Source organism: Legionella impletisoli (assembly GCF_900639875.1).
GTDB lineage: Bacteria > Pseudomonadota > Gammaproteobacteria > Legionellales > Legionellaceae > Legionella_A > Legionella_A impletisoli.
In genome coordinates this window covers 1-25,891 of the sequence record NZ_CAAAIA010000004.1, presented here as the reverse complement: position 1 = coordinate 25,891, position 25,891 = coordinate 1, and the positions used below count along the sequence as shown (strand labels likewise).

The following is a 25,891-nucleotide window of genomic DNA, read 5'->3' as shown; positions in this document are numbered from 1 at the left end:
TCTGAAATACAAAGAAAATCACTATCCGTCTGCTAAAATGGTCGAGGCATTATTGCGACGTGCCTGTAGTTTAGTTGCAATAAACGGGGGAAGACACATAACAATTAAGCCAACCAGCAACGTAATCTCATAGCGCGCGATGCTGCCTACATTAATCCCTTCAGGCGGCATAAAACTCACGACAAGCGTTGTTGACGCTCCAACAATGCCAATGCCTGCCACCAATAAAAGTCCTGGCATACCGCCTGGAATTTTAAATCCGCGGGGATGTTCAAAAGCACTCAATCGGAGTTTAATCGCCGCAGCAAACATAATAAGATACATGATCATATACAACTGTGCAGCTAATGCCGTAAGTAACCAATAGGAGCCATTCACACTGGGCATGAATAAAAACAAACTGGATAAGACCGTCACAATAATAGCCTGGCCAAGCAACATGGTTAAAGGGGCATTATGTTTGTTGGTTCGTTGAAACACGGGCGGCAGATTCCCATCTTCAGCAGCCACTAATAACCCTTTCGTCGGTGCGATAATCCAATTGCTTACCCCACCTAAGCCGCCTAACACAAGCATGATTGCAATGAGAGGCATAAACCAACTTAAATGATAGCGAGCAAAGAACGCATCAAACGCCTGCATAATACCCGCAACTAAGTTAATATCACTTTGCGGTAAAACCACAGCGATGGCTAAAGAACCTAAAATAAGCGTACTTAATATAATCAATACGGAATACACTAAGGCGTAAGGAAAAGCCCGTTGTGGATTTTCAACGTCGTTGGCGTGAACGGTTGCGATTTCGATACCACAAAATGACATCATTATGGCGGTTAAAGAAACCCACATAGAATGATCTTGCCAATGAGGAACCACGTCATGGGAGGAAAAATGAATTTGCATCGGATTGCCACCAAAAATCCATACGGCTCCTAATCCAATAATCATTGCCATTGGAATTAAAAGACCAGAAATGGCACAAATGTTACTAAACGAGGCAGAAGATTTCATTCCACGCAAATTCACAAGAGTTGCGCCCCAGAAGGATGTGACAATAATGAACCAGAGAAAATACGGGTTACTTGCCAGCGCAGGATTAATAAGATAACCCACTGTACCTGCAACAAAGGATAAAATGGTCGGGTACCAAATCACATTCTCAATCCACTGCAGCCAGATTGCAAAAAAACCAGCCCGTTTACCAAATGCTTCTTTAACCCAAATATAAATTCCACCTTGCTTAGGCCAACCAGAGGCCAATTCTGCTGAAACTAAAGCGGTGGGGATTAGAAAAAATAACGCGCCGAGCGCAAAGAAAAAAATTAATTGGCTGCCAAATAACGCGGTCGCTGGAAGATTACGAATACTATCCACCGATCCAACCGTAATCATGGTCAAACTGAACACAGTCAAAGCATGTTTTTTATTACTCATTGTATTCCTTCTCTGCTAAATTAGCTTAGCAGCAAATTTAATCTCTTTTTTAGGCTCGATTAGAGAACGCCATTGTGCGCATTAGGCATCATTATAATCTGATTAGCTTAAGAAAACCTTAATAATAGTACAAAAATATAGCACCAAATTAAGCTATACTTCACTCTATTTTAAAATAGGCCAACCTTACCACAATTTTCCCATTAAGTAATCAACTCTGTCTAACACGAGCCCCCATACCAGGCCTGAATCTTCTACACATATTTGAAAATCTAATTCAGCTCTAGTCTTCTAGGTTCTGTGACTTGACCAAAGAATTTATAAGTACTGCGCTAAAACACTGGGCCACCCGGTCAAACCGTGTGGTGTAGGCTTAAGATGTGATCAAGAGACAGCATGCCAGGCATATACCCATAACCAATAAAAATGCGATTTGAAAAAAAAGACTTTTTTAAGCTAGGATTAAGATAAACATCACGAGAAGAAAGACCAATGAGGATTCATAAGTCCTACCTATTTCTACTTGCTGGGTTAATCACCTCATCGGCTCTTTTTGCCCAAAAAACTCTCATCGAGTCCAATTGTCATAATGCGGATAAAATTCTCATGCATGCGACGTTTATTACCTTGAACGAAGCGCAGCCTGAAGCCAGTGCGGTTGCAATTAAGCAAGAACGAATTGTCGCTGTTGGTAACGAAGAAACCTTATTGGAAGCGTGTAAGGGCCACGATACAACACTCATTGATTTAAAAGGTGCTACAGTCACCCCGGGATTCATCGACACCTATTCTCATTTTATTTTATATGGATGGCTAGCAAACCATTCTTTAGACTTATCCACTACCAATGCGTTTCAACGAACCCATTGGAAGCCTGCAAAAACGATAGATGATTTTTTGATTGCTATAAAAGCCAATCTTGACCCTAAAAAAACCTGGTTAATTATTAGCGGATATGATGAAGGCCGCGTTCAAGGCGCGGTATTAGATCAAGCCAAACTGGATGAAATCGACACCATACAACCCATTATCGTCTTTCACGCATCAGGCCAAAAAGTGTTATTAAACTCTTCCGCGATAAGGAAAATTCAGCAAGATAAAATGTTAAGGTCTATTTATATAGATTACGAAGGCATTATCAGCGGGGATAACTTAAATCAATTCTTAAAAGCGTTTATTAAACCCGAAGAAGTCATTGAAGCTATTGAAACGGCCGCAAAGCATTATGCAAAACAAGGCTATACCACCATTACAGAAGTTAATGATTTGGCTTCATGGGTGACTCAATATAACGCGCTCACACAAAGCCATGATTTTCCACTTGATGTAATTTATTCAACATCCAATGCCAAACGACGTCAACAATTAGATCAAGTATCCCAACAAAATCCCAGAATGTATCCAGGGCCTGTGGTGATTAAAGTGGATGGTTTAGCGCAAAATTATGCCGCTTATTTGACAACTCCTTATATTCAAACAACTTCTCCTTTTGGTTCAGATTGGCGAGGCGCGCTAAAAAGCTCACCGAACGAGTTAGAACATGAAATTACCTCCTTGCTTAAACAAAAAATACCCTTGGCAATTGAAGCACATGGCGATGCGGCTATTGATTTTTCTCTAAATCTTTTACAAAAAGTCGAAAAAGAAGGGCCGTCGCCTATTCTTATCAATATTGAATACATTCGCGAAGATCAATTACAGCGACTAAAGCTTCTTGGCATTCAAGCCAGCTGGTTTTCTCCTTATCTTTTTTACTGGGGAGAAAATATGTGCCACGCGCGATTAGGGCCTGAGCGCGCATTGCAAATGAATCCATTACACAGCGCCAAAAAAATTCTAGGTCTAACTACAGCGCATGCCAATTCACCTGCTGTTCCCCCCTCCCCAATTGATGCAATGAACTGGATGACAACGAGAATCGTCCAGCGCTGGAATTATCCAGTTAACCGCCGCTGCCCCCAGTATTTTAATATCGATGAACGGGTAAGCATGCAAGAAGCGTTGGAGTCATTTACCCTTGATGCAGCTAAACTGTATCAACTGGATCATGAAAAAGGCTCCATCGAGCCAGGAAAATTAGCGGATATGACCATCTTAAGTCATAATCCCTTGAAGAATTTAAATGATCCTTTAACTGTAAAAGGTACCATCGCGCGGGGTATTATCCATCTACAGGAAGAAAAAGAATCTAGGGTGTTACCTCGGCTCTAAATAACGAAAAAATACGAATTGAACAAACATATTATCTTAATCGCTCACCCGTTAGAACATCATAGATCTTCGTAGGGGATGTTTCATGACCGAGTTCACCTTGAACAAATCCCGCAATCCCTTCAGGAAATTGGAAAAGAAGCTCCTTTAAACTTCTTGCTGGCTCTTGACCACTTAGATTCGCACTAGTAGAAATTAAAGGACCATCAAGACTAAGTTCTCTTGCGATAGGATGCGCGCTCATCCTTATTGCTAATGTATCTCGCTCACCAGTAATCCAGCCAGGAATGGATGCGCCTCTTGGAAAAATCCAAGTCACAGGCCCAGGCCAAGTTTCTTTAACGTGTTGCATAGCCCAGTCGGGAATGGGTGCGGTTAACGTCGATAATTGTTCCCAAGAAGCGATGAGAAGAATAAACCCTTTTGAGGATTCACGATGTTTTAGTTGCAGTAGATGTTCAACCGCCTCTTTATTAAATGGATTACACCCCAATCCATAAACCGCTTCGGTAGGATAAGCAATCACTTCGCCTTGATTAATGAATGCTCTAGCATCCTTGATTTCATGAATAATACGCATCGTGTTCAATTGTATTTTTAAACAGAATAGAGATTATAACAATTCTCTGACTAGCAACCCAGAACTCAAGCGTTCAGCTTCTGAGTAACGCAATTAAATGACACACTCGAAAATGACCTAACAAATACCCCATTGAGCAATTTTTGATCCTAGTGTATTATCTTCTCCTCAATTGTTCAGAGGAATTATTCCAAATGGCTAAGCTTAATATATTGTTTACCGCCTTTATTTTTCTGTTTTTTTCCTTTTCTTCTTTTGCAAGCCCTTCCTTAGATGAAAAAATTGGTCAGATGATTATCATTGGTTTTGATGGACAAACCGTTTCAGAAAACTCACCGATTACTAAAATTATAAACCAATATAATATCGGCGGTGTGATTCTTTTTGATTACAACAAAAAATCCACCACGTTTGATAAGAACATTACAAGCCCTGAGCAGCTAAAAAAATTAACTCAATCGCTAATAGAACAGACTAGACATTCAAATCAAACCCATCATCGTAAAGATTTACCCCTGCTTATCTCAGTGGACTATGAAGGTGGAAATGTTTCTCGTCTTCGTAAAGAAAAAGGCTTTCCTGAAACGTTTACCGCAAAGTATATTGCTACTTTGCCTATCGACAGCGCTCAAACCATCGCAAAAGAAATGGCAAACACGTTACATTCTAATGGATTTAACTTAGATTTTGCCCCTGTTCTTGACGTAGACTTAAATCCCGATAACCCAGTGATTGGTGGGAAGGACCGAAGTTTTTCTGAAAATCCTTATCTTGTGTCTCAATATGCAAACTTGTTTGCAAAAGAATTTACAGAAAATCATATTGAATGCGCCTATAAACATTTTCCTGGCCATGGCAGCTCAAACGCTGATTCACATTTAGGTTTTGTTGATGTCACAGAAACTTGGGAAGAAAAAGAACTCATCCCTTATCAATTAAGCTTCGAAGAGCCAAATCACTGCCATATGATCATGAGTGCTCATATTGTCAATCGTCAACTAGACCCCTCCGGCCTACCAGCCACATTATCTAGAGCGATATTAACGAACTTACTGCGTAATAAATTACATTTTGATGGCGTAATTATTACCGATGATATGCAAATGGGAGCCATTCGTGATCATTATGGTCTCGCACAAGCACTAAGCTTAGCAATAAATGCTGGTGCTGATATGTTAATTTTTGGGAATCAATTAACCCCAACAAACCAAGATCCTGGTGAAATTATTCAGATCATTCGCAATAAAGTCCAAACTGGAGAGATTCCCGAAGCAAGAATCAATGAAGCCTATGATCACATTGTTGAATTTAAAAAGCGGCTTAAATAATTCTAAGTAACGTGAGTTCGACAGAAAAGTCATTGATGACTTTTGTCGTGCTAAACGAACATTATCCCGTAAAAAGCGACGCTTTTTATATGGGATCCATTCAAAATAAGCCAGTTGATATCAGCAAAATTTGGATTTTGCTGATATCAAACTTGGTTAAGTAGCAGCTCTCTGTACGGTACGATTTTTAAAAGCGTCATTGCGAGGAGCAAAACGACGAAGCAACCCAGTGGCTTTAATAGGGATCAAGTCTAGAGCGCCGAATGATTTAAATTTAAGCAACAAGATTTTTGATTTTTATTTGATCAAAAAATTACAAATTTCTCCGTCTTTGCGAGTAAAACGAAGCAATCCAACTGTTCAGAGCGTAGGTCTCTGGATTGCTTCACTCCGTTCGCAATGACGATAGCTAATTTTGATTTAATTTAAATCAAATATTGGTTGCCCATCATTAAATCATTCGGTGCTCTAGTACAGCGTTTCATAAAGATCTTTCCAATAAGGATTTATCTTTTCAATCAAAGCCAATTTCTTTTTTCTTGAACCGCCCTTCAGTTGCTTTTCTCGTTCTATGGCGCTTACCATGTCTTCTATTAGCTCATAATAGACAAGATATTTGCATCTATATTTTTGTGTAAACCCAGGTTCATCTGCATATTTATGTTCATATACCCGTTTGATCAGATCACTGGTGACGCCTGTGTAGATCGTTCCATTACGCTTATTCGCCATGATATAAACGGCAGGCTGCTTGGTTGGCATATTGCTTCCTTGTTGTTGGATTATTTCATATAACTGCGCCTATTGTTTGGCTAACGCACAAAAAATTAAGTATATCGGATAACGTGCGAAAAATACTTCGGTTTTTATTAAACACAGTACGGCCCCAGGGCAAACGCGTTATGTGAAAAGCAAGCACAATACGTTGTCTTTGCGAACGAAGTGAAGCAATCCATTACGAAATCAGAACGAAGCATCGATCTGGATTGCTTCACTTCGTTCGCAAAGACGGCGTATTGATTTTATTTGCACAGAGTATGCGTTTGTCTTGAGTACGCCCCAACCACTGATTTGGTTCGTCGTTTCTCTCCCCGCAATGCTGCTTTCAAAAAATTATAACGTAAAAAGAGAGCTCTAATAATCAATCTCAAAATAATGAGGATCATATAAGTAGCAGTTCCAGGGAACTTTATGACCATTTTCCTCAATAACAAGCACTAACTTCGGAAGTGGGTGAAGTTGCGGCAACTCATGAATAAAACAAACCCGCCTAAGGTGAGCAAAGGTTATAAAGTGATAGCGGGGTTGAGCGATGTGGGAGCGAGGAAGCGAGTAGTAACCATCATGGACAATGAGCTCACTCGGCTTCCCAGTTATCACGATTCGATGAGCAAACGCTGCTGAAATAAATCCTGTAAAAAGCAGGGCTAACCAGATCCGCATGAGGGTTCCCTCCCAACGGTCAATCATTTTTGATGTCGTATACGCCTAAGTATAGTAGAAGTGTAGGTCTTAATTAACCTGAGTTCGCCACAAAAGTCAGGGCCGCCTCATTAAAATAGTTTAAAATGGGCGCCATTTGGATCTATCCTGAACGAATACACTTGGTTAAAGTGCTTTTTCAAACCGTCGAACGCCATGGATGGCGTTCGTCGAGCGACATGGATGTGGCTAGCGTGTTTGAAAAAGCACTTTAACCAAGTGTATTCGTTCTACTCTTGACCTTATAGTGCGCATTTCAAACTATTTTAATGAGGCGGCCCTGCCACAAAAGCGATTTATGACTTTTGTGACGCTAAATGAACTTATATTTCGCGAATTTCTTCGATAATAATATCTTCTTTGGGAACATCATTGTGCCCTTGACGCGGTCCGGTTCTCACTGTAGCGATTTCATCCACCACATCCATGCCCTCAACCACCTCACCAAAAACACAATATCCATAGGTTTGAGCTTGTTCACCACTATAGTTTAAAAACGTGTTATCCACTAAATTAATAAAAAACTGTGAAGTAGCTGAGTGTGGATCCATCGTGCGGGCCATTGCAATGGTCCCACGCTTATTAGGCTTTGCCTGCTTAGCTTCATTTTTAATTGGGCTTTTAGTGGGTTTGGGGTTCATTTCGGCTGTTAAACCGCCGCCTTGGATCATAAAATTATCAATTACCCGATGGAAAATGGTGTTATCGTAAAATCCATCGCGAACATATTGCAAAAAATTTGCACTGGTTTGCGGCGTATTTTCTTCATCCAATTGAATTTTAATCGTTCCTTTTGAGGTTTTAATCTGGATCATAAAGTCTCCTAGTAGTGCGTTTACTCGCACATCATTATGAATTTGAGATAATGAACTCGCGCATCTTATCACATACATCATGAAGCACATGAACATTGTGAATGCTAGCTAATGCGGTAAATAAAATAGATTTTTGTTTACAAAGTTGGTGAAGATAAGCACGTGAATAATGCTGGCAAGTATAGCAGGTGCAATCAGGCATAATGGGATCAAAATCTTCAGCGTACTTGGTTTTTTTAATTTGAATTCGACCTTGGTCATGATTGCTTTCAAATTTTAACCAATCACCAACTTTCACTACTTTGCCACAATAAAGCGCGCCATGGCGTGCATTTCGCGTTGGGGCGACACAATCGAACATATCAACACCTTCTGCAACCACTTCAATTAGATCTTGTGGCGACATTCCAACACCCATGGTATAGCGTGGTTTTTCTGGCGGAAGATACTCCATCACCCAGTTTAAGACCTGAACGGTTTTTTTCATATCAAAACCAATTGTTTCACCACCAATCGCAATGCCATCCGTTTCCATAGAAGCTACAAATGCCGCACTTTCTTTGCGTAGTTCTTCATAAACTCCACCTTGTATAATCCCAAATAAGGCCTGATGGGCACCATATTTCGATGTGGGAAATTTCTGGTGATAATCAACGGATTGCCTCAACCACCGGTGTGTGCGGGTCATAATGTGGTGAACTTGATCTTTCGTACAGGTATCGGGCGTGCATTGATCAAACGCCATAATAATATCAGCGCCAATAATCTTCTGCGTTTCAAGCGACATTTCAGGCGTCATATGAATCATGCGTTTACTCGTGGGTAGTGCAAAATGCGCACCTTCTTCATCAATGGTGCAGATTTCTTTATTTTTTGACAAACTAAATACCTGGAAGCCGCCACTATCGGTGAGCATTGGGCCATCCCACCCCATAAATGGATGCATACCCCCCGCTTTTTCTATCACCTTCATACCAGGCGCACACAGCATGTGATAGGTATTTCCGCCCAAAATAATTTGGGTTTTAGCCTCTTTTAATTCTTGCGGGGTCATGTTGTTTACCCCAGCACGAGTACCTACCGGCATGAACACGGGAGTTATGAACTCGCCATGCGGTGTGGTAACGCGAGTCACTCTTGCGGCCGTATGGTTGTGACGATGGAGAACTTCACAGCGAAAAGTGTTCATAAGAATTACATAAGGATAAATAAACAATCATAACGAAGTCCGTCAAGCTTTACTAGTACCGTTTTCCATTTAATTTTGACAGGTAGCAGTGCGCATGTTGTTCAAATTTAAATGGAAACGGTACTAGGTACGAATCACACGAGATAAGGTTTGCTTTAGAATGAAAAAAATAATCGCACTTGCAAGAAACATGAAGATAAAATAAAACAAAGACCACATAGCCATGGAAAAACCAAACCAGTGCCAATGTTGTTCGGCGCAGTCGCCCGCACCCCAAATAAACGCATGAGCTATATCTTGCCAAGGGAAATACTCTAACATCACATCTAATCCTGGCATACAAGCCGGCGCCTTATCAGGTGGTAATGACTGTAGCCAAACTTGACGGCCAGCAAAATAGGTGCCGGCCAAGGAAAAAATCATCTGAAATACCGCAACAAGACGCGCGCGTTTTAGAGTAGAAAGAGACATCCCCATCAAACAAAACAGGCCTAAAATCATTGCACAAATACGTTGCATAATACAGAGTGGACAAGGAATCATACCCAAAACGTATTGAAAGTAAAAAGACATGAATACAATAAAAAAGGTTAAAAAAAACAAAAAAGATTGCGATACTCGATAGATACGTTTGGTCATGCTTGTGGCACCATGTATTCAACAGCTTGTTTAATTTCTTCTTCTGTACATTTCGTACACGTTCCTTTCGGAGGCATGGCATTGATGCCTTTAATGGCAGTTGTAACTAAGCCACTGATTCCTTTTTCACTCAAACGAGCTTTCCAATCTTCTGCTGCTCGAAATTTAGGCGCGCCGGCAACACCAGCCTGGTGGCAAACACTGCAATAGGTATTATAAATTTCAGCTCCAGGGGCTTTTTCAGCAACCGGCTGTGCTTCAGGTTGAAGTTCTTCAACTGCTTTTCGTGCCTCTGCTGGTGCTTCCTGTACTCTCACGTTACCAATTGGGCTAATGCGTTTTCTAATTTCTTCTTGATAAAAATCTTCAGCAGCTAAAACAGGCACCGCCACGATGAATAATCCAACTAACCATCCTAAACGCATGAAATTGCCCTAATAATCAGTAATAAAAAAATCATACCGATAACGCTCGGTTATTTCTACCCCATTAGCAATTCCTCAGCATCTAATTCTTCCATATAGCGATTATAAGAAAGAATTTTTGGCTGACGCACACTAAACAAATCATTACCACGTAGATAGGCGTAATAATAGGGATAGGGGGCATCCAATTTTTGTGCTGGTAATAGACAACTTATCCAATCACCAGCACTTGTATTTAATACTTTTGAAGCCCATAGCCCTGGGATTTTTCTACGACTGGTCAATTCCTCAATCACTTTTTGACTGGCGCCATGTGCTGATGCAAGCTCTTGACAAGCATTCATGTCGTATTCGTTTTTGACAATTAAGAAACTCGTATTGGCATCTTCATCCAGCATAAAAAAACTACCTGAATGATCCGCGAGATAATATTCAATGATTCCATTGGCCTCTAAAATGCCTTGGAAAAATTGCATGAAATGTTTATCACTCAAACAAGCGGGGGTTTTGATTGAGAGCATTCGTTCAATTGCATCAGACATACTTTGAAAATATTGCTGCTGCAATTCATATATGCTTTTAATGATAAGTTCTGCAGCATTGGTTTCATTTTTTTTGATGTAGCGATCGATTAGGCCTTCATTAAATGCTTCTACTGCCAGTTTTTCATCGGCCTGGCCAGATAAGAGTATTTTTTTAATGTTAGGATTTTCGATACGACGACAAAATTCTAATCCATCCATGCCAGGCATTGCATAGTCAACCACAACAACAGAAAGCTCAGCAAATCGGTTGGGGTTATACACTTCAGCATGAACCACGGCGAGATCGCTTCTGAAATTCGTTTGCATTCCCATATCTGGCTTGGATTCATAATATTCATTAAGATAACGTTGATTTAAAAATTCGAACTCACAGTGTTTATGATGAATATAGTCTAATGCTTTGGAGGGATTATCAAATATTCGATAAGCCACTTCTTCATCCAATTGCAATACAAAATTTAATAAAAAATCGCGATTATCATCTAAAAATACCGTGGTGCTTGGAAAAAAGCACGTGGGGATCTTATAGTGTTGCATAGCTCCTCCTGAGCAAACCCTAACCTTCAAACGATTAGTATATACCCAACCTCGCTAAAAATGCGAATCATTGTTCTTTATTTTTTCGATTTGGTGCAATTAGTCTCCATGTCAGTTTAAGCGGGCATTTGGGAAACAAAGTATAAAGGTCGTATAAACCCCTTCTACAGACTCACAATGGATATCGCCCCCGAAGCGCCTCATGACTAACTTACAAAAAGAAAGTCCAATTCCCGTTCCCATAAACGAGGTGGTATAGAAATGCTCGAATAATTGACTCAATTGTTTTTGAGTCATTCCTAATCCGGTATCTTTAAAATATAAATAATGGTATTGGTCATCCGAGTGGGTTGAAATATTAATTTCTCCTCGCTCTGCTATGGCAATGGCATATAAGGCGTTTTTCATCAAATTGAAAATAACATGTTGCATTAACAATTTTGAACCTAAAAATTCAAAGTCGCCTTCAAACCGCACGATCCCTCTTGCCTCATCACTTCGAAAAGGATAACGCTCTATCGCTTCTTGCAAACATTCTGCCATTGAACAAGGCTCAAGCACACAATGCTCCAAGTGATTATCACGACCTGCTTTAATTAAAAGCATATCAATAATTGCATTAGCGTAATTGATTTCGTTAATAATTCGGTCATTCACTTCTTCTAATCGCTGCAATCGCTTTACACGAATTGGCTTAGCTAGTAAGCCTTGTTCTTTCGCAAGACGATAACCATCGAATAAAGTCGGCAAGGATGTTTTTAACGCTTGTGCGCCACTTTTAATACCCAACAATGGGGTGCGAAGCTCATGAGCGATCATCCCTGCAGCAGCTGCCATTCCTTTAAGGCGCTGTCGTTGAACAACAGCCGTTTTATAATTGACGGTGGAGCCTGCCACAATGAAAAAAATAGCCAATAATACGACTTCTGCATGTTCTTCATTAAAAAAAAGTTCTGCTGCTGTGAAGTAATAAGCCACAAATGCAATGCCGATTCCGAGCAACAACAACACAATAAGGCTAATAAAATCAACCAATAAAACCAACAAAAATACACTACTTAATAACAACATAGACGCCAAATCATTAGCTCGGTTTATCAAAAATAAATAGGTGAAGAAAAAAGGTAATATATAAAGTAGAGATAAAAACCAATACCAAGGAGTGAATATTTGAAAATATTTCGGCCAGAGGGGAGTTAACATCAAACCAAGCCCTAACAGTGCACCAAGTATATGCAGGGTTAATGCTGCATAATGCTGAGGTTGTGGATACCATGTGTGCCATAAAAGATAAAAAAAAGGAAATCCAAAAAAGGCAATAGCGCCCACCACCACTGGCTGATGAGAAGAACTTGCCAGGTTCTGCTGCATGAAATGATTAATAGAGCGTAGCGTTTGTTTTATAAAGTCCATTTCTGTGGTACCGTTATGTTATATTTTTTAGCATTTTTCAAACTTTATAACTTATTTTTTAATTCCTACGGTATGATCTTGTCCTGCAATTAATGATACCATAGGCTACGTTTAGCGCTTACTGAATTATTTTATTTTCATGCTCCCCAATGTACTCAAAATAGCTACTCGAGAAAGTCCTTTGGCCATGTGGCAAGCAGAGCATGTACGCAAAGCCCTTCTGACTCATTGGCCTAAACTAACCATCGAACTGGTGCCTATGAAAACCACGGGCGATAAGTTTCTGAAAGATAATCTTATAACCATAGGTGGAAAAGGCCTGTTTGTAAAAGAGCTGGAAGACGCACTGCTTAAGCACCGTGCTGATCTAGCTGTTCACTCCATGAAAGATGTTCCAGCCGAGTTTCCCAAAGGATTAATATTAGGAGCAATATGCAAACGCCACAATCCTTTTGATGCTTTATTAAGTACGCACTATAACGGCTTACAGGAATTACCTTTAGGAGCCGTTGTTGGAACCGTTAGCTTGAGACGACAAACTCAGCTTCTTGCTTTGCGCCAAGATTTGCAGATGAAAATGCTAAGAGGAAACATCCTAACTCGCATTAAAAAGCTTGAAGCCGGCGAATATGATGCTATTGTTCTGGCCGTCTCTGGTTTAGAGCGACTTCATGAAGAGCAATATATTAAAGAAACTTTTTCTGCAAAAACCATGTTGCCTGCTTGTGGCCAGGGAGCTTTAGGAATTGAGTGTCGGGAGCAAGATGAGTCCATCCGTGAATTAATTGCTCCCTTAAACGATGATTTAACTGAGCGTTGCGTCAAAGCAGAAAGAACCGTGAATGCGTTATTAGGTGGCAATTGCCGCTCACCTCTAGCTGTTTATTGTGAACCAAACCCTGGCGATACAATCCATCTTATGGCCAGACTATTAGACTTGGATGGACAATCAGGCATTGCTGCGTCTTTAACAGGCACACTCAACGAATCGCAAGCACTTGCTGTTCGCTTAGCAGAAGAATTAAATAATCAAGGCGCCGCCAAATTAATTCACAATGCTTTACGAACATGAATGAATTAAATCCACTTCGAATTTTAAACACGAGACCTGAAGGCCAAAATGCTGAGCTAACCCAACTGATCCAATCATTAGGCTTCTTAAGCATTGAATTACCTGCTATTGCAATCAAACCTATAAATAATTGGCTCAACAAACTCCCACCTCTCTCATCCATTGATTATTGTATTTTCGTCAGTGCGAACGCTTCGAATTTCTTTTTTGAGTATTTAGAGAAAAAACACATACGCTGGCCTGCAACTATTCAGATTTTTGCGATTGGAAAGGCTACAGCAAACGCGCTAAAGGAAAAGGGCAACCTGGTCACCGCCGTGCCTAACCCAGAAAACAGTGAAGCCTTATTAAAATTACCTCCATTAGTAGAGGTCAAAGATAAAACTATTCTACAGATTAAAGGCGAAGGGGGGTTGGCATCCATTCATGATACCCTAACCGCTCGTGGTGCTCGGTTGATTCAGATAAACGTTTACCAGCGGGTTTTGCCAAATTATTCATCATCGCAGATTAACTCACTCTGGCATGAAGATGCGGTGGATATTATACTATTTACCAGCCAGGAAGCGATTCAGAATTTATTTACATTCTTTGGCCAAGAAGGCCAAGTCTGGCTTAAAGAAAAGCCCTGCATAGTCATTAGTGAGCGGATAGCGGCCACTGCCAAAGCACTGGGCATAAAAACAATTATAACTTGCTCTAATGCAACATTAGCAAATACTTTAAAGGCCTTAAAAAATACTCAAATGAATGGTCTTTCTGCCGATAATCCTAAACATTCGTGACAGAATTTTTAACCAAGGAATGACTCATGGCTACAAGCGAAAAACCCAACACAACAAAGCGCTCCATCAGTACCACAAGCTCAGAAGAGAAATCAACAACCTCTCCTAACCACACGCTTGGCACAAAACCTACTTTTATTGCCTTTATTTTGGTAATTGCGCTGATTGCTATGGCGTTCGCTCTCTTTGCTACCTACAATAACCTTCAGTTACAACGCCAAATTGCCTTCACAGCCGATCAAATTAACACAGAAATCAACTCCCTTAGTGAAAGCCATACTTCAGTTCAAGAAAGAATCAATACCACGCTTGAATCATTTGCTGAATCAAGCAACCAATTAGGTATTAAATTAAAAACATTAGATAAAAATATGCAATCAGCGCTTAAGCAACAACACTATAACTCCGATGATTGGCTTTTGTTAAAAGCTCGATACTATTTACAACTTGCTCAGATCAATGCGCATTGGAGCAATAACGTAGAAACAACCATTGCGCTTTTGCAGCAGGCCGATGAGTTATTGGCCAATATTCACGATCAACGCTTATTTGAAGTTCGACAAGCCATAGCCAAAGAAATAACCCAACTGAAATCCCTGCAATCCCTCGATAAAACCGGTCTTCTCAGCAAGCTAGACGCGCTACAAGAGACTGTATCTAACCTTCCTATTAAAACATCGGTTACCCCAGAGAATAGGCAAAACAACAACGAAGCGACCACTAAGACCCCCGAAGCCTGGCGTGATCGATTAAAAAACAGTATCAACCTTCTTGAGCGGTTAGTCGTCATTCGTCGCCATGATGAAGCAATTCAGCCTTTATTATCTCAACAACAAGAAGCATTGCTTCGAGCAAGCCTTCAATTAAATTTACAGGAAGCACAATGGGCGGTTTTGCAAAACAATGAAACCGTTTACAAAATGGCCTTGAATCAAGCCATTCAAACCATTCAACGTTACTTCACAACAGAAAAAGGACGTGTTGAAGGCGTTTTAAATCAACTTCAAACTCTGAAAGCCACAAATCTTACAGAGCCAAAACCAGATTTGAATCGTTCCTTAACCTTACTCAATCAGATCATTGACGCTAGAAATTCCAAATCTATTGAGGCCACTAAAACTGGAGAGAACTCCTAATGATTCGTATTATATTTATTTTCATTGTCCTCTTAGCATCGGTTTTACTAGGCATTTTTTTACAAAAAGACCCGGGATACGTCCTCATTACATTAAACAAATGGACCATTGAAACCACATTATGGGTCGCCATTATTGGGTTTATCGTGGCCTTCTTTGCGATGTATTTTTTTACCTCTCTTCTTAGTTGGGTATTGGGTCTTCCAGGCGCCTGGAAACGCTGGCTTGCTAAACGGCGCGTCAGGAAAGCTCGCGCGAAGACTCGCCAAGGATTAATCGAATTCAGTGAAGGACATTGGCAAAATGCTAAAAATCATTTAATCAAGGCCTTACCTGGCACCGACACGCCCTTATTAAATTACCTGACCGCCGCACGAGCAGCTCAGGAGCTTGGAGATTATAAGTTACGTGATGACTATCTACGCGACGCGCAACAATCCATGCCAGAAGCAAAAATCGCCGTAGAACTAACCCAAGCGCAATTGCAGCTCGCCAATCAGCAATGGGAACAAGCTCTAGCCACTCTAAAACACTTGCAAGATTTAGCTCCGAATCATCCTTATGTATTAAAATTGTTAAGTAAATTATATGAACAGGTCCGAGATTGGCCTCAACTCATTGCTTTGCTACCGGAACTAAGGCGCCATCAAGTAATAACTGGGGCTGATTACTTACGATTGCAACAACACGCGTATCTTGAAGCATTGCTTGATTCCATAAAGCATAATCACCCAGATGCTGTTGATGAGTTTTTTACCACACGGCCCAAAGCTCTCGCGTATAATCCTGAAATTATAGCGGTTTATAGTCATTATCTTTTGAAACAAGAACGTAATTCTGAAGCTGAGACACTTTTACGACGGACCTTAGTGAAACAATTTAATGAAGAGCTTATTAGTCTTTATGGCCAAACCAAAGATGCCAAATTGAAATTTGCAGAAGAGCAATTAAACGATCATCCCCATTCCTCTGCTTTACTCTTATGTTTGGGTCGCTTAAGTAAAACCAAAAATCTCTGGGGAAAGGCTCGAAGTTATTTTGAAAAAAGCATCCAGCTTAGTCCTTCTCCTGAAGCTTATTTAGAGCTTGGAACGTTATTGGAACATTTAAACGATCGTGAACAAGCGTCTGAAGCATTTCATCAAGGGCTTTTGCTCATCACCAAAAATTCCCGCCCAACTCTTCGCTCTAACTAGCAGATAGATCTTGCTTGCACTGAACTTTCGGGGCGGGAATTGGTGACTCATCACTGAAAAATAAAAATTAAAGATATCACCCTTCGAAAGATTATAAATAAAGTTTACAGGCATCCTCACAATGTGCCTGAGTTTGCTCCACCTGTATCGTTATGTGGTGAATATTAAAATCATGTAATAGCGTTTTTGCCAGACGTTCTCTTCTTGAATCGCTTAAAGATGCTTCTGGCATCCATAAATGCACGGATAAAGCATTTTCACGTGTGCTTATTGCCCATACATGTAAATCATGAACGCTTTCGACCCCGTCAAGGCTTTCTAAATATTGCCTAACTCTGGAGATAGAGATCCCGCGAGGAACGCCATCGATTATTAAACGGAAACTATCACGAAATAATGACCAAGTTCCTTTCAAGATGACAACAGAAATGAGTAACCCTACCAATGGATCAAGCCACAACCATCCAGTAATGTAAAGAAGTCCAGCCGAAATAACCACGCCTACAGAGATTAAAGCATCATAGATAAGATGCAAAAAAGCCCCGCGAATATTCAAATCACTTCCACCTTTAAGAAATAAAGCGGCCGTGGCTGCATTAACAATAACCCCTACACCAGCGACCACCATAACGCTTAAGGCCTGAACTTCGGAAGGTGAAAAAAACTTATGAATAGCTTCATAAGCAATAATACCGCAGGTAAAAATTAGCACGCCTCCATTGGCAAAAGCAGCCAATATCGTAGTTTTCTTCATCCCATAGGTCGACCGTTCGGTAGGCTTTTTCTTTAACATCGAGTTTGCAAGCCAAGCAACCACTAGACTTAACACATCCCCTAGGTTATGGATAGCATCAGCCAATAGACTGGTTGAATTGCTCAAGATTGCAAATATTACTTGAAAAATAACAAAAAAGCCGTTGGCTAAAATTGAAATGATAAATGCCCGATTAAATTCGGGCATTTGACGAGTAGGGATCTCTTCATGTTGATGAAAAACCGTCATTCCTGTTCCTGTGCGTCTTCATTGCGATAATAATTTACGCCAATTTTAATACGGCACCGATCATTTTGTTTACGCCATGTGTTGGTATCGCGCAATGAATAAACGCATCCGCAATATTCTTGTTTATAAAACTCTTCGCGCTTAGCGATTTCATACATACGCGCAGCACCACCATTTTTACGCCAATTATACGTCCAGTACACTAAATTGGGATAACGCTCCGCCGCCCGAACACCTGAAGTATTGATTTGATTCATATCCTTCCAACGTGAAATACCAAGAGAACTTGAAATAACCGGGAAGCCATGTTCATGCGCATACAAAGCGGTGCGCTCAAATCGCATATCAAAACAGACCGTACATCGTTTACCTCGCTCTGGCTCCCATTCTAATCCTTTTATTCGCTGAAACCAGTTATCTTTGTCATAATCGGCATCTATAAAGGGAATATTGTGTTTTTGAGCAAAGGCGATGTTTTCCTGTTTTCGAATTTCATATTCTTGAACGGGGTGAATATTTGGATTATAAAAAAATATTGAAAAATTGATGCCAGAGTAAAGCAGCGCTTCCATAACTTCCCCTGAACACGGCGCACAGCAGGAATGCAGAAGCAATCGCTCAGCGCCATTCGGTAATTCTAACCGTTCACGTGTAACCATGCCTTAACCCTCTTTAACCTTCTCATTGGGCAATGAGATAAAATGTTTACGATAATAAATTAATTCTTCAATAGAGTCTTTAATGTCTTCCAGGGCGAGATGCTTGGATTGTTTTTTTACACCACTTAAGAGTTTCGGATTCCAGCGAGCGACAAGCTCTTTTAAGGTGCTTACATCCAAATTCCGGTAATGAAAAAAATCAGCCAACATAGGCATATATCGCACAAGAAAGCGACGATCCTGACAAATACTGTTTCCACACATGGGAGATTGACCTTTTTCAATATACTCATTCAAGAATTGAATTGTTTTTTCTTCGGCCTCAGCTTCAAAAATCTGACTTTCTTGAACTCGTTTGACTAAACCCGATTGATTATGTTGCCTAGTATTCCACTCATCCATAGCATTTAACAAATCTTCGGACTGATGAATCGCAAAGACCGGCCCTTCAGCTAAAATATTAAGGTGAGCATCCGTAACCAAAGTCGCTATTTCTATAATGCGATCCGTTTCAGGATTTAGACCCGTCATTTCGAGATCAATCCAAATAAGATTTTGATTATTTTTCATTTTCTTTCCTATTTATACTTCAGAAAAAAAGGATCATGAACCTTTTTTATTTTTCACAGATTGTAACCGATCTATACGTCGTTTGTGCAACTCGTTTTTAATCGCTTCACCTTGTAAGCCTTCCTCGATGAGTTCTTTAACTGAAACAGACTGGCAGGATTTGAGTGCTTCTTGCCATAAAGCTATTTCAGTATAATTTCCTATCTCACCTTGTTTGCCCCAAGAATCGGCCTGACAAGCCAAAAGCATGTTCTGAAATAATTCTGGGCGTCTGAAGGCATCGGTTTTTTCTAGTGTCGAAACCACTGTACTGGCTTTTAAGGAATGATATCGATGAATGGTTAAATGATAACGACAAACCATCAAGGCCAATTTACGGTAATCGTTAGGGATCCTCAGTCGGTGACATAACGATTTAATGACATCAAGCCCTAGGTGTTCATGTTGATGATGGGCAGGCCAGTCGCTCATCGGTGTTTTGGCTTTCCCTAGATCATGCACCAATGCTGCAAATCGAACACGCTCATCATTCGATAGGGTGCATGCACCTTGCAAAACCTGAAGGGTATGAATGCCGCTATCAATTTCAGGATGATATTGAGGAGGATTTGGCACACCAAACAGTGCATTCAGTTCCGGTATAATAACGCCTAAGGCACCAGAAGCACGAAGTGTTTGTATAAACTCCTCTGGATTTGGTTCAGATAAGCTTCGTTGCCATTCTTGCCAAACTCGCTCGGGTACGAGATGATTTAACTCACCTTCTTTAACCATTTGATACATCAACTGCCGGGTTTCATCCGCTACTTTAAATCCTAACGCACTAAATCGTGCCGTAAATCGCGCGACTCGTAATACACGCACCGGGTCTTCCACAAACGCAGGGGATACATGGCGCAATATTCCGGCCTGTAAATCCTGCTTCCCATGGTAGGGATCATAAAGATTACCTTCTTCATCTAGAGCCATGGCATTAATTGTTAGGTCACGGCGAGCTAAATCCTCTTCCAAGGTGACTTTAGGATTATAATCACAGGAAAAGCCATAATATCCTCGCCCTTTTTTACGTTCTGTTCTGGCCAAAGCGTATTCTTCACCGGTTGTCGGGTGAATAAAAACAGGGAAATCTTTTCCAACCGGCTGAAATCCTTTCTTTAAAAGCTCATCCGGCGTTGCACCAACCACGACCCAATCTTTTTCATGGACAGGCCTGTCAAGAAGTTGATCTCGTACAGCCCCACCAACTAAATAGACTTTCATTTGAAGCAATTACCCCTCATACTTTAAAACATTACGATCAATCATAGTCCATATTAAACCATGAGCAAACGCCGAGTTAGCAAACAACAATCCTCACGAATTAAAGAAAAACAATTGTCCTTTCAAAAATCAATTGCTGAAGAAAAAGAAACCTTGAATGGGGTTGTCATCACGCGTTTCGGCTCACATGCTTTAATCGAAGACGAAGCACTTCAGCGCCATCATTGCTCCATTCGACCCTCATTAGATTCGCTTGTGGCAGGAGATCGTGTGGTTTGGTTGCCTGAAGGGAGCGAGCAAGGTGTGGTAGTGAGCCGATATCCTAGAACTTCTGTTCTAGGACGTCATGATAAACGCGGACTCATCAAACCTGTGGCAGCCAATATCACCCAAGTAATGATTGTTGTTGCACCGAAGCCTGAGCTGTCTTGGCCTTTGCTCGACAGCTATCTGGTGATGACGGAATACCTTGGACTTCAAGCGTGTATTGTGCTAAATAAAATCGACTTGCCCTGCCCTGAATTGAAAACTCGTTTACAAAATCAATACCACACCTTAGGCTACCCTCTTTTATTCACCAGTGAATATCTAGCAAATCATCAGCCCGATCTTGCACATCAATTAAATCATCATGTGAGTGTGTTTGTCGGTCAATCTGGCGTTGGCAAATCTTCGTTAATTACTAGCGTTTTGCCCTTTGAATCCCATATCCAAACCGGACATATTTCCGAGCTATCAAACTTAGGAAGACATACTACCAGTAATTCAACGTTATATCATCTGCCAAACGGCGGAGCGATTATTGATTCTCCTGGGGTTCGAGAATTTGGGCTCTGGCATATGTCTCGTGCCGAGATCGCTTCAGGGTATCGAGAGTTTAGGCCCCACTTATCGCAATGCAAATTTCGCGATTGCGATCATGATAAAACACCTGGATGTGCAATAAAAGAAGCCGTGAAAGAAGGAAAAATATCGCAAGATCGTCTCAATAATTATGTTAAAATAAGTACACAATTTTCAAAATAATATTACTGTCTTCTACTCACCATCGCTAGACTTACCTATAACATCAGTCTATATCGTCGTGAATAGTCTATGCGCCGAACTTAAACCATCGGTAGTACTCGAAAAAGTCGTATTAGAAGTTGAAAATTTCGTTTAAAGCGATATTGATTTTAAGGTTTCATACATCATGCGTAATTACTTTTCTTTAAATCAAATGACGGCGGGCTTTGTAGGAATGATGGTTGGGTTTACCAGCTCAATCGCACTGATATTCCAGGCCGCCCGTACAGCAGGAGCAAATGAAGCAGAAATTAGCTCTTGGCTTTTAGCACTGGGGCTTAGCATTGCGATTACCTGTATTGGGCTATCCTTACGCTACCGTGCCCCTATTCTTATAGGTTGGTCTACTCCAGGAGCCGCTTTATTAATTGGGAGCCTAAGTGGAACCACGTTATCTGAAGCAATTGGTGCATTTATTTTCTGTGCTGGTCTGACGATATTGGCCGGCGTCACCGGTATTTTTGAGCGCATCATGGCACATATTCCTCGCTCCTTAGCGTCCGCCATGTTAGCTGGGATTCTAATAAGCTTTGGAATGAATATTTTCAGTGCTATGCAAGAACAATTTCTAGTCGTGTTCAGCATGTTTCTAACCTATTTAATCGGAAAGCGTTTTATACCACGATTTGCCATCTTAGCCGTGTTATTAATAGGTGTATTAATTGCTAAGTTAACGGGGATTTTGCATCTTTCCAATGTTCATTTAATGGTTTCTAAACCTATTTTCACAGTCCCAGTATTTACTTTTTCTGCGTTAATTAGTATTGGACTACCTTTATTTATAGTAACCATGACCTCACAAAACTTGCCAGGTACAGCAATACTGAAAGCAAATGGGTATGAACCGCCTATTTCACCTATCATTAGCTGGGTTGGGTTAACCACCTTGATCTTTGCTCCCTTTGGATGTTTTTCAATTAATTTAGCCGCCATCACAGCTGCCATTTGTGCCAGCAATCAGGCCGACCCAGATCCTGCCAAACGCTATAAAGCCACCGTATTTGCTGGGTTATGTTGGATTGTATTTGGACTATTTGGCGCAACAATAGTGGCTTTAGTGGCCTCCTTTCCGCAGCAAGTTATTATTGCTCTTGCAGGGCTCGCCTTACTGAGCACTATTGGCAATAATCTTAAAACGGCACTAGACGATGAAGCTCATCGCGAGTCTTCGCTGATAACCATCCTTGTGTCTGGTTCAGGAATAAGTTTTTTAGGAATTGGCTCTGCGTTTTGGGGTCTAGCAGCCGGCATCCTGGCCTTGTTCATGTTTAATTGGGATGGCTTAAAACTTAAGCTCTCTCATAAATCAGCCATAAAAACAAGCCTATAAAGCGTTATGAGGATAACGTTGGGCCAGTTACATCGCTGGTATGAGAAAAACCTGGAGGGGGCAAACGTCTTGAAGTCAGGCTAAACCAATATTTCTGCAAGTTTAGAGTTAATGGTATTCGGAGTCTTATCAAAGTATTCTCTGCATGCTGTAGTAAATCAGCAATGGATAAGACTGTTTCTGGCAGAGATTTAAAGCCTTGTAAAATAGTCCGCTCCCAATCTTTTTTGACCATCGGTCGCCGCCGATGAAATTCAAAACCGAGTGTAGAACTTTTCGAGCCTTCTTGAGACAATCGCCTTGCAATCAAATCACTCAGGCAGAGCAATAAGTAGTCTTCGTCGAGGCTAATTGAGCTGGTGTCTAATGCATGTTTTAACTGTCTCATCGCCTTGTCGGTTAATGTACTTAAACAAAAAAGATTAAAGCATATTTCCCGGATGAAAGGATGGCTTTTTGAAATCATCGCCTTGATCACTGCATCGTGTGCAGGTGAGTTGTTAGGCATCAATACGGGAAAAACATTGAGCATCGCCTGTGGATTTAACCATGACGTTACTCTAAACAACTCGCCCGTCATAATACTTTTTAACCATCTTTTTGTATCATCACTAGGATGATTTGTACCATCGAATAACGAGGCATTAACCTGTTTTATTACCTCGATATAAACTTCATGGACAGAGTCAAACTTTTCTGCCACGAAAAAAGGAGCTAATAGATTAAATAATTTTTCCCCTATTTCTGGAACATCGTTTTCATAATTAAATCCAGATATTCTATGTGTTTTTTCAGAAAATCTACGACTGAGTAGAGAACAGTAAATCTTTTGTAGATGGCGAATTAGCTCATTGCTTTTATTTTTATTTATTATTTTTCTTTGGGCTGCATGACGGATTTCATCGAGCTGGACAATACGATTTTCTTCAATGTCTCTTCGGAATTTAAGCCAAGGGAAATAATCGACCACCAATTGCATAAACCATCGGCAACATAAAGCCACACACTCGCCTTTATAAACCTGATCGAGCACATCGCCGAACGTACGCTTTTGACCATAGTAGATAATCGTATGTTTTGTTATCTGTTCCTTTTCTTCATGTGTTAAAGCCTCAAAATACTCCCGGAACTCATCAAATGCCTCTTCTGCGGCGGTCAGTTGAGCAACACTATAATTTTTGGCATAAATCAACCCTACCGGGTATAAGCTGTGATTGACAAGATTCCAAATCGCTAACAGGGTAGGAATAGAAAGAGGTTCTATCTCATCTTGTTCATATGTTTTTAAATATCGTCTGTATTTTCCATTACTCTTCAATCGCTCTTTCTCGATTTCCGTTAAAGGGTGTGGAGGGGAGTTTAATCCCATACTCGGGACGTAAAAAGTACCTTGAGACTCCAGTTGCCTTAGACAATAGGGAAGATAAATTAACATCTGGCCATCCTCAGAAAGTAATGTATCGTCCAGGCTGAAATTCACTGTACTTTGAAGTTCGATTGGATCAATCTCTGATTTTAACGTTGGCATGAGTAGGGTATAGTAATTTTTAGAAACAAGATCCGCTCCGCTTAAAAGCTGGGCCAGTCTAATCCAAAGAGCATTTAAACCCACTTGAGTGCGGGTATAATCTAGCTCTTTCCCCATAATGGTTAACCAACGTTTTTTATATAATGCTTCAATCTCCTCAATGATGTATTTTTCAAAAGATTTTGTGGCTTCTAATTTTAAGATGATTTGAACTAAATCGTCCTTATACTCACTTTCTGCTTCAGATAGGTTCTGTAGGGCTTCAATTAAATCATTGACTGTAAATCCTGCACCCAGGTGCAATGATTCATAAAGGGGGCGTAATGATCTGGAATTCAAAATAAACGAAGCATCGTATTGGCTAATCCATTTCACAATCCCATGCAGTTTAGAATGCAAAGATGATAGGTCTTGTTCAAGACAACCAAGAAGTACATCGATTAGGAAACAAGACCTTCCCTCAACTTCAATCACCTGCCCAAAGAACGAATTGACATCATCTACTGGCTCTCCTTCAAGCATTTCATTAAGCGCGAATATTCTCTTATGAAATTCAATTTGATTGCGTGGACTCGATTGAAAAAAATACTGCAGAAGTTCATAGAGTTCTACTACAGCCATACGTGGGGGTCTACCTTTGTTTTCCCAGGTTCTAAATACTAAATTTTCAAGATAGCTCCAGAACTTTGTGTATTCGTATCCTGCATGTTGGGCGCTAAAGCTATGGTCTGGTTTTGCACGCAGCCTTCTAAGCTCATTTATAGATAAAGGATATACTTTCGATAATTTATTTTGCCGATATGTTGATAACGACTTTCCCATTATTATCCGTGAAAAAAGACCGCTAACTTGGCATAGAGTCACACCATCCTGTGCAAGATACAAACTTTGAGGATTTCTGCACTCATGTAATAAAGCCAGAGTATTTGGATCTTTTCTATTGGTAACATTTGGAAATAAAATTTGTAGATACGTGCGATTAGGTAGGTCTTCTAATTCTTGTGCATACGTAATCCATAATTGATTCACTGTAGAATTAGATAACGTATAATCTTCTGCCGTGTCTTTTATGCGCTCCCAGCGCTCAGCAAATAGCTTCAGAACAAACTCTTCAATAGCTAGCGTTTGTTCTGGAGATAAATCTTCTTCTTTTGATCTAAGTTCAACCGGCAAGTTTTCAAGAAACGTATGAATATCCTGAAGTAAATCTACATCCCTTGCAGTCTTATCAGGTATTAAAGTTAGTTCATGTGAAAATTTCTGAAGACGACTTAACAGCATACAAGACAACACAATACTTCAACTCTATGTAACGCGTAATTTTAATGCAATACGCATAATCTTGCGATAGAAATTTAGAGAATTTTAGTCATACAGTACAATTTATTATGCCAATTCAAATGATGGCTTCAAAGCTACCTTACTCCATGGTACGGATTAGGTGGTCAAGCTATGGTTAGTATTACACATCAAACCGTGCCCCAATCTTGAGGGAGGGAGGGAAATAAACACATTTAAAGCCGAATACGCTTGCTAACGCGCATGAACCAGTGATTTCAGGCAAAAAAAAGCCAGCGATTAATCTGGCTTTGGAATAAAACCCTGGCGATGACCTACTTTCGCATGGGGAAGCCCCACACTATCATCGGCGTACGTCTGTTTCACTTCTGAGTTCGGGATGGGATCAGG

24 protein-coding genes and 1 rRNA gene are annotated in these 25,891 nt (G+C 40.5%); 9 read left to right on the top strand and 16 right to left on the bottom strand.

Annotated features, from left to right (window positions below):
- Positions 1-21 precede the first annotated feature (21 nt).
- Positions 22-1,434, bottom strand: a complete 1,413-nt coding sequence (locus E1O41_RS05380) for an APC family permease (RefSeq protein ID WP_131776300.1) — start codon at positions 1,432-1,434, stop codon at positions 22-24.
- A 492-nt stretch (positions 1,435-1,926) separates the two neighbouring features.
- Here E1O41_RS05380 and E1O41_RS05375 point away from each other — a divergent pair, with 492 nt between their 5' ends.
- Positions 1,927-3,645: an amidohydrolase gene (locus tag E1O41_RS05375; RefSeq protein WP_131776299.1), complete on the top strand. Its 1,719-nt coding sequence runs from the start codon at positions 1,927-1,929 to the stop codon at positions 3,643-3,645.
- A 31-nt stretch (positions 3,646-3,676) separates the two neighbouring features.
- Here E1O41_RS05375 and tsaC read toward each other — a convergent pair whose 3' ends face one another.
- Positions 3,677-4,225: an L-threonylcarbamoyladenylate synthase type 1 TsaC gene (gene tsaC / locus E1O41_RS05370; protein WP_131776298.1), complete on the bottom strand. Its 549-nt coding sequence runs from the start codon at positions 4,223-4,225 to the stop codon at positions 3,677-3,679.
- Between the two features lie 194 nt (positions 4,226-4,419).
- Here tsaC and E1O41_RS05365 point away from each other — a divergent pair, with 194 nt between their 5' ends.
- Positions 4,420-5,553, top strand: coding sequence for a glycoside hydrolase family 3 protein (locus E1O41_RS05365; protein ID WP_131776297.1), 1,134 nt, complete (start codon positions 4,420-4,422; stop codon positions 5,551-5,553).
- Positions 5,554-6,021: 468 nt separating this feature from the next.
- On the opposite strand, the gene E1O41_RS05360 is transcribed toward E1O41_RS05365, so the two are convergent.
- The gene (locus E1O41_RS05360; RefSeq protein ID WP_131776296.1) at positions 6,022-6,315 is read right to left on the bottom strand and encodes a GIY-YIG nuclease family protein; all 294 of its coding nucleotides are present in this window, start codon (positions 6,313-6,315) and stop codon (positions 6,022-6,024) included.
- Between the two features lie 372 nt (positions 6,316-6,687).
- On the bottom strand, positions 6,688-6,996 hold the full coding sequence (locus E1O41_RS05355) for a hypothetical protein (protein ID WP_131776295.1): 309 nt from the start codon (positions 6,994-6,996) through the stop codon (positions 6,688-6,690).
- Positions 6,997-7,121: 125 nt separating this feature from the next.
- On the opposite strand from E1O41_RS05355, the gene E1O41_RS11955 reads away from it, so the two are divergent.
- Positions 7,122-7,250: a hypothetical protein gene (locus tag E1O41_RS11955; RefSeq protein ID WP_268237672.1), complete on the top strand. Its 129-nt coding sequence runs from the start codon at positions 7,122-7,124 to the stop codon at positions 7,248-7,250.
- Positions 7,251-7,358: 108 nt separating this feature from the next.
- On the opposite strand, the gene E1O41_RS05350 is transcribed toward E1O41_RS11955, so the two are convergent.
- From E1O41_RS05350 to E1O41_RS05325, 6 genes are all read right to left on the bottom strand, one after another.
- Positions 7,359-7,850, bottom strand: a complete 492-nt coding sequence (locus E1O41_RS05350; RefSeq protein ID WP_131776294.1) for a peptidylprolyl isomerase — start codon at positions 7,848-7,850, stop codon at positions 7,359-7,361.
- Positions 7,851-7,884: 34 nt separating this feature from the next.
- Complete coding sequence (gene tgt, locus E1O41_RS05345; protein ID WP_131776293.1) at positions 7,885-9,039, bottom strand: tRNA guanosine(34) transglycosylase Tgt; 1,155 nt, start codon at positions 9,037-9,039, stop codon at positions 7,885-7,887.
- A 123-nt stretch (positions 9,040-9,162) separates the two neighbouring features.
- The gene (locus E1O41_RS05340; RefSeq protein ID WP_131776292.1) at positions 9,163-9,678 is read right to left on the bottom strand and encodes a disulfide bond formation protein B; all 516 of its coding nucleotides are present in this window, start codon (positions 9,676-9,678) and stop codon (positions 9,163-9,165) included.
- Complete coding sequence (locus E1O41_RS05335; protein WP_131776291.1) at positions 9,675-10,103, bottom strand: c-type cytochrome; 429 nt, start codon at positions 10,101-10,103, stop codon at positions 9,675-9,677. Before E1O41_RS05335 ends, E1O41_RS05340 begins: the two co-directional genes overlap by 4 nt.
- 56 nt (positions 10,104-10,159) lie before the next feature.
- The gene (locus E1O41_RS05330; protein WP_131776290.1) at positions 10,160-11,185 is read right to left on the bottom strand and encodes a response regulator; all 1,026 of its coding nucleotides are present in this window, start codon (positions 11,183-11,185) and stop codon (positions 10,160-10,162) included.
- Between the two features lie 111 nt (positions 11,186-11,296).
- Positions 11,297-12,598, bottom strand: coding sequence for a sensor histidine kinase (locus E1O41_RS05325; RefSeq protein WP_131776289.1), 1,302 nt, complete (start codon positions 12,596-12,598; stop codon positions 11,297-11,299).
- A gap of 139 nt (positions 12,599-12,737) precedes the next feature.
- Here E1O41_RS05325 and hemC point away from each other — a divergent pair, with 139 nt between their 5' ends.
- Genes hemC through E1O41_RS05305 form a run of 4 tightly spaced genes read left to right on the top strand, consistent with a single transcriptional unit; the run spans position 12,738 to position 16,787 of the window.
- Positions 12,738-13,670: a hydroxymethylbilane synthase gene (hemC, locus tag E1O41_RS05320; RefSeq protein WP_131776288.1), complete on the top strand. Its 933-nt coding sequence runs from the start codon at positions 12,738-12,740 to the stop codon at positions 13,668-13,670.
- A complete protein-coding gene (locus tag E1O41_RS05315) occupies positions 13,667-14,455 on the top strand; it encodes a uroporphyrinogen-III synthase (RefSeq protein WP_131776287.1) in 789 nt (262 codons plus the stop codon). Before hemC ends, E1O41_RS05315 begins: the two co-directional genes overlap by 4 nt.
- A 26-nt stretch (positions 14,456-14,481) precedes the next feature.
- On the top strand, positions 14,482-15,591 hold the full coding sequence (locus E1O41_RS05310; RefSeq protein ID WP_131776286.1) for a uroporphyrinogen-III C-methyltransferase: 1,110 nt from the start codon (positions 14,482-14,484) through the stop codon (positions 15,589-15,591).
- Complete coding sequence (locus E1O41_RS05305; RefSeq protein WP_131776285.1) at positions 15,591-16,787, top strand: heme biosynthesis HemY N-terminal domain-containing protein; 1,197 nt, start codon at positions 15,591-15,593, stop codon at positions 16,785-16,787. The genes E1O41_RS05310 and E1O41_RS05305 overlap by 1 nt, the downstream gene beginning before the upstream one ends.
- 91 nt (positions 16,788-16,878) lie before the next feature.
- Here the strand turns inward: E1O41_RS05305 and E1O41_RS05300 are convergent, their stop codons facing one another.
- The 4 genes from E1O41_RS05300 to E1O41_RS05285 are packed head-to-tail and all read right to left on the bottom strand — an operon-like array spanning position 16,879 to position 20,279.
- Positions 16,879-17,790: a cation diffusion facilitator family transporter gene (locus E1O41_RS05300; protein ID WP_131776284.1), complete on the bottom strand. Its 912-nt coding sequence runs from the start codon at positions 17,788-17,790 to the stop codon at positions 16,879-16,881.
- On the bottom strand, positions 17,787-18,449 hold the full coding sequence (locus E1O41_RS05295) for an epoxyqueuosine reductase QueH (protein WP_131776283.1): 663 nt from the start codon (positions 18,447-18,449) through the stop codon (positions 17,787-17,789). The genes E1O41_RS05300 and E1O41_RS05295 overlap by 4 nt, the downstream gene beginning before the upstream one ends.
- 3 nt (positions 18,450-18,452) lie before the next feature.
- A complete protein-coding gene (gene orn, locus E1O41_RS05290; protein ID WP_131776282.1) occupies positions 18,453-19,019 on the bottom strand; it encodes an oligoribonuclease in 567 nt (188 codons plus the stop codon).
- 33 nt (positions 19,020-19,052) lie between these two features.
- On the bottom strand, positions 19,053-20,279 hold the full coding sequence (locus E1O41_RS05285; RefSeq protein ID WP_131776281.1) for a multifunctional CCA addition/repair protein: 1,227 nt from the start codon (positions 20,277-20,279) through the stop codon (positions 19,053-19,055).
- A 60-nt stretch (positions 20,280-20,339) separates the two neighbouring features.
- On the opposite strand from E1O41_RS05285, the gene rsgA reads away from it, so the two are divergent.
- A complete protein-coding gene (gene rsgA / locus E1O41_RS05280) occupies positions 20,340-21,305 on the top strand; it encodes a small ribosomal subunit biogenesis GTPase RsgA (protein WP_131776280.1) in 966 nt (321 codons plus the stop codon).
- A gap of 166 nt (positions 21,306-21,471) precedes the next feature.
- Positions 21,472-22,674: a benzoate/H(+) symporter BenE family transporter gene (locus E1O41_RS05275; protein WP_131776279.1), complete on the top strand. Its 1,203-nt coding sequence runs from the start codon at positions 21,472-21,474 to the stop codon at positions 22,672-22,674.
- A gap of 4 nt (positions 22,675-22,678) precedes the next feature.
- Here E1O41_RS05275 and E1O41_RS05270 read toward each other — a convergent pair whose 3' ends face one another.
- Positions 22,679-25,483, bottom strand: a complete 2,805-nt coding sequence (locus E1O41_RS05270; protein ID WP_131776278.1) for a hypothetical protein — start codon at positions 25,481-25,483, stop codon at positions 22,679-22,681.
- 319 nt (positions 25,484-25,802) lie between these two features.
- Positions 25,803-25,891 (bottom strand): 5S ribosomal RNA (gene rrf, locus E1O41_RS05265); the annotation flags it as partial.

Excerpts from the sequence above, each read along its gene's own strand:
- E1O41_RS05380 (WP_131776300.1), bottom strand. The coding sequence starts at position 1,434 with ATGAGTAATAAAAAACATGCTTTGACTGTGTTCAGTTTGACCATGATT.
- E1O41_RS05375 (WP_131776299.1), top strand. The coding sequence starts at position 1,927 with ATGAGGATTCATAAGTCCTACCTATTTCTACTTGCTGGGTTAATCACC.
- tsaC (WP_131776298.1), bottom strand. The coding sequence starts at position 4,225 with ATGCGTATTATTCATGAAATCAAGGATGCTAGAGCATTCATTAATCAA.
- E1O41_RS05365 (WP_131776297.1), top strand. The coding sequence starts at position 4,420 with ATGGCTAAGCTTAATATATTGTTTACCGCCTTTATTTTTCTGTTTTTT.
- E1O41_RS05360 (WP_131776296.1), bottom strand. The coding sequence starts at position 6,315 with ATGCCAACCAAGCAGCCTGCCGTTTATATCATGGCGAATAAGCGTAAT.
- E1O41_RS05355 (WP_131776295.1), bottom strand. The coding sequence starts at position 6,996 with ATGCGGATCTGGTTAGCCCTGCTTTTTACAGGATTTATTTCAGCAGCG.
- E1O41_RS11955 (WP_268237672.1), top strand. The coding sequence starts at position 7,122 with ATGGGCGCCATTTGGATCTATCCTGAACGAATACACTTGGTTAAAGTG.
- E1O41_RS05350 (WP_131776294.1), bottom strand. The coding sequence starts at position 7,850 with ATGATCCAGATTAAAACCTCAAAAGGAACGATTAAAATTCAATTGGAT.
- tgt (WP_131776293.1), bottom strand. The coding sequence starts at position 9,039 with ATGAACACTTTTCGCTGTGAAGTTCTCCATCGTCACAACCATACGGCC.
- E1O41_RS05340 (WP_131776292.1), bottom strand. The coding sequence starts at position 9,678 with ATGACCAAACGTATCTATCGAGTATCGCAATCTTTTTTGTTTTTTTTA.
- E1O41_RS05335 (WP_131776291.1), bottom strand. The coding sequence starts at position 10,103 with ATGCGTTTAGGATGGTTAGTTGGATTATTCATCGTGGCGGTGCCTGTT.
- E1O41_RS05330 (WP_131776290.1), bottom strand. The coding sequence starts at position 11,185 with ATGCAACACTATAAGATCCCCACGTGCTTTTTTCCAAGCACCACGGTA.
- E1O41_RS05325 (WP_131776289.1), bottom strand. The coding sequence starts at position 12,598 with ATGGACTTTATAAAACAAACGCTACGCTCTATTAATCATTTCATGCAG.
- hemC (WP_131776288.1), top strand. The coding sequence starts at position 12,738 with ATGCTCCCCAATGTACTCAAAATAGCTACTCGAGAAAGTCCTTTGGCC.
- E1O41_RS05315 (WP_131776287.1), top strand. The coding sequence starts at position 13,667 with ATGAATGAATTAAATCCACTTCGAATTTTAAACACGAGACCTGAAGGC.
- E1O41_RS05310 (WP_131776286.1), top strand. The coding sequence starts at position 14,482 with ATGGCTACAAGCGAAAAACCCAACACAACAAAGCGCTCCATCAGTACC.
- E1O41_RS05305 (WP_131776285.1), top strand. The coding sequence starts at position 15,591 with ATGATTCGTATTATATTTATTTTCATTGTCCTCTTAGCATCGGTTTTA.
- E1O41_RS05300 (WP_131776284.1), bottom strand. The coding sequence starts at position 17,790 with ATGACGGTTTTTCATCAACATGAAGAGATCCCTACTCGTCAAATGCCC.
- E1O41_RS05295 (WP_131776283.1), bottom strand. The coding sequence starts at position 18,449 with ATGGTTACACGTGAACGGTTAGAATTACCGAATGGCGCTGAGCGATTG.
- orn (WP_131776282.1), bottom strand. The coding sequence starts at position 19,019 with ATGAAAAATAATCAAAATCTTATTTGGATTGATCTCGAAATGACGGGT.
- E1O41_RS05285 (WP_131776281.1), bottom strand. The coding sequence starts at position 20,279 with ATGAAAGTCTATTTAGTTGGTGGGGCTGTACGAGATCAACTTCTTGAC.
- rsgA (WP_131776280.1), top strand. The coding sequence starts at position 20,340 with ATGAGCAAACGCCGAGTTAGCAAACAACAATCCTCACGAATTAAAGAA.
- E1O41_RS05275 (WP_131776279.1), top strand. The coding sequence starts at position 21,472 with ATGCGTAATTACTTTTCTTTAAATCAAATGACGGCGGGCTTTGTAGGA.
- E1O41_RS05270 (WP_131776278.1), bottom strand. The coding sequence starts at position 25,483 with ATGCTGTTAAGTCGTCTTCAGAAATTTTCACATGAACTAACTTTAATA.